Source organism: Bradyrhizobium sp. (assembly GCF_036009065.1).
Taxonomy (GTDB): Bacteria; Pseudomonadota; Alphaproteobacteria; order Rhizobiales; family Xanthobacteraceae; genus Bradyrhizobium.
Genome location: NZ_DASYMN010000073.1, coordinates 1 through 1,782, shown reverse-complemented (window position 1 = coordinate 1,782; position 1,782 = coordinate 1). Strand labels below are relative to the sequence as shown.

Sequence of the window (1,782 nt, the reverse complement as noted above, 5' to 3'; positions counted from 1 at the left end):
CCGCACTGCGTTCACCGCAAACTCGATCGTGCCAAGCCTCGATTTTGCATCCGGGAGCTATGCGGGAACTTGGGTGACGCCGGGATTAGAGCATTTTCCCTGCGGCTCGAATCGCTTTGGGGATTCCGAAACGGGCGCGTCATGTGATCCATAGGACTCCGGTTTCGAGCCGGAGGCGGTGATGACGTGGCGGCAGGGTTTGCCTTATGGGCAGGATTTGCGCGATCGGGTGCTGGCGGCGCGTGACGCAGGGCAGTCCGTGCGCGCTGTGGCGGAACGGTTTTCTGTCAGCCCGTCCTACGTGGCGAAAGCCGACCGGCGCCGGCGCCGCAGCGGGGAACGGCGCGTACGACGCAGCAGCGGGCGTCCACCGCCGAAAATCGTGGCGCATCTCCCAGCCCTGACTGAGCGAGTGGCTGCGCAGCCGGACGCGACACTGACCGAGCTGCGCGGCTGGCTGCTTGCTGAATGTGGCATCTCGGTCGGGCTGGTAACGGTGTGGCGCGCGCTCAAGCGGCTCGGGGTGACTCTAAAAAAAAGCAAATCCGGGCGGCCGAGCAGGACCGCCCCGACGTAGCCGCGGCGCGCGCCGCCTGGCGAGCGATGCAGCGCAGTCTCGACCCGGCCAAGCTGGTGTTCATCGACGAAACTTCCGCCGCGACCAACATGGCCCGTCGCTACGGTCGGGCCCGGCGCGGCGAACGGGTTGTTGCGGCGGTCCCCTATGGTCATCGCAAGACCACCACCTTCGTCGCCGGACTGCGCGAGGATGGTCTGATCGCGCCGCTGGTGCTGGACGGGGCGATGAACGGCGAGAGTTTCCTCGCCTATGTCCGCCAGTTTCTCGTTCCCTGCCTGCGCCGCGGCGACATCGTGATCATGGATAATCTCAGCAGCCATAAGAGCCGTGGCGTACGCGACGCCATCGAGGCTGCGGGCGCAACGCTGCTGTATCTCCCGCCGTATTCGCCCGATTTCAATCCGATCGAGCAGGCGTTCGCAAAACTGAAAGCGCTTCTGCGCAAGGCGGCTGCGCGCACCGTAGAGGCCTTGTGGGACATCATCGGCGTCCTCATGCAGGCGTTTCGGGCCGACGAACCGGCCAACTATTTTGCCAACTCAGGATACGGACAGCCGTAGGGAAAATGCTCTAAATGCCCCATGTGAGCCATCTCGATCGCGGTCCGCCTCGCCCGCGCGGGTTGCCCGACTTGGCGATGCCCTGGTCGCGCCTGATCCCGCGCTCTGCCACGGGCTGGGCGCCTGCGCGTCGATTGCGGAAGTCGCGGAAGAACACCTCGTTGCCCAGCACCGTGGCGAACGTGAGCCCGATGCCGCGCAGCTGCGCCAGCCGGGCGGCGGGGCCGTCCTCCGCTTCCGCAACGGCCTTCTGCTCGGCCTCCCCTTCGGCGATCATCTCCATCACCAGCCAGAGCCGTCGGCACTCGCGCAATAACTCGGCTCGCAAGCCGGGAGCGAGCGGCAGGCCGTCGGGCGTGCGCAAGGCCTCAAACCGCGCCGGCCAATCCCGCCGGGTCGGCTCGAAGTCGCGAATGCCCTGGGTCATCAGCAGCCCCCACATGGGCATTTCGGAGTCAATTTCATGATTACGGCATCATGGATACATCCTTCGGCGGCTCTTCGGGATCCAAGGTCCGAGCCCTTTGCATGACCTGGCCCGGCTCCGGCACTAGGTCAAACTCACATTCGGTCGCTGCGCGGAGCAGCTGCACCACTATCCCGCTTGCGTCGGGTGAGGGCTCAGGAGGACGAGACCATTCT

2 protein-coding genes are annotated in these 1,782 nt (G+C 65.6%); one reads left to right on the top strand and one right to left on the bottom strand.

Annotated features, from left to right (window positions below):
• Positions 1-181 precede the first annotated feature (181 nt).
• A protein-coding gene (locus VGP39_RS04970) for an IS630 family transposase (protein ID WP_327566997.1) occupies positions 182-1,140 on the top strand; the annotation gives its coding sequence in 2 pieces (ribosomal slippage) (positions 182-530 and positions 530-1,140; 960 coding nt in all).
• A gap of 10 nt (positions 1,141-1,150) precedes the next feature.
• On the opposite strand, the gene VGP39_RS04965 is transcribed toward VGP39_RS04970, so the two are convergent.
• A complete protein-coding gene (locus tag VGP39_RS04965) occupies positions 1,151-1,582 on the bottom strand; it encodes a hypothetical protein (RefSeq protein WP_327566996.1) in 432 nt (143 codons plus the stop codon).
• Positions 1,583-1,782 lie beyond the last annotated feature (200 nt).